This window comes from Prevotella sp. DNF00663, from assembly GCF_001553265.1.
Taxonomy (GTDB): domain Bacteria; phylum Bacteroidota; class Bacteroidia; order Bacteroidales; family Bacteroidaceae; genus Prevotella.
On record NZ_KQ960642.1, the window covers coordinates 1 to 1,147 of the forward strand.

Annotated in this window: 1 protein-coding gene; it reads left to right on the forward strand. The window is 38.7% G+C overall.

Annotation, left to right across the window (positions count from 1 at the left end):
• Positions 1–175 precede the first annotated feature (175 nt).
• Positions 176–1,126, forward strand: coding sequence for an IS30 family transposase (locus HMPREF3034_RS08360; RefSeq protein WP_062433882.1), 951 nt, complete (start codon positions 176–178; stop codon positions 1,124–1,126).
• The last annotated feature ends 21 nt before the right edge of the window (positions 1,127–1,147 follow it).

The window sequence follows — 1,147 nt, forward strand, 5'->3', positions numbered from 1 at the left end:
CGCAAGTTCAACATAGAACTGCAATTTCAGGTGTAGGTTTAGCTTAATAATCTATACCAGAAAACACCGAGGGGTTTGGGGGCGAGCAGCCCCCATGAGTGGAAAATCAACAAGCAATGCTTAAAAAATAAAAAAGGGAGACCTCTGTCTCCCCAAGATTAATTAACTTTGTATTGTGAAATATCATCAATTAACCTCGGAGCAAAGGTACACAATTTTTGTGCTACTCCAAAATGGAATTATATTAAAAGATATTGCGAAAGCAATAAAAGTATGTCCAAGTACAGTATCTCGTGAAATAAAACGTAATAGTGGAACCAGAGGAAAGTATAACTGGAAAACTGCCCAAGCAAATGCTGTTCTCACAAAGCGAAAAACTCCCGGCAATCATTCAATCAAAAAGGATGTTATGGATGAGGCGAAACGTCTTCTTATCACAGAAGAATGGTCTCCGGAACAAATATCTGGTGTATTGGCTAAGGAAGGCAAGTATATTAGCCATGAAACCATATATCGTATGATACGTAAGGACAAGGCAAAAGGTGGAACACTATATAAACTCTGTCGTCACAAGCTAAAGCATCGTGCCAAGCCTGTTGGTAGCAGACGTATATCCATACCCAATAGAACAAGTATCAGCGAGAGACCTACTGAAGTTGACGGAAAACGCTTTGGGGACTTCGAGATGGATACAATTGTTGGAAGAGGAAATCATGGTGCTATTGTGACACTGATAGAACGCAGTACAAATATACTATTTATGAGAAAACTTAAAAAGGGAAAGAATGCCAAGGAGTTAGCACGCACTGTAATACATTTGCTATCTCCATTCAAAGAGCATGTCAAGTCTATTACAACGGACAACGGCACAGAATTCGCTTGCCATGAAATGATAAGCAAAAGCCTTGGTGTCACCGTCTATTTTGCTGACCCATACGCTTCATGGCAGAAAGGGGCTATAGAAAATGCTAACGGACTGATTAGACAATACGTGCCAAAAAAAGAAACGTTTGAGCATGTCAGTCATCAACAAATAACAAAGTATTCAAAGAAAATTAACATGAGACCAAGAAAGAAATTAGAATTTAGAACACCACATGAGTGCTTTTACGAACTAATTAAGTAAATTTGCACTTGCTTGTTGAAT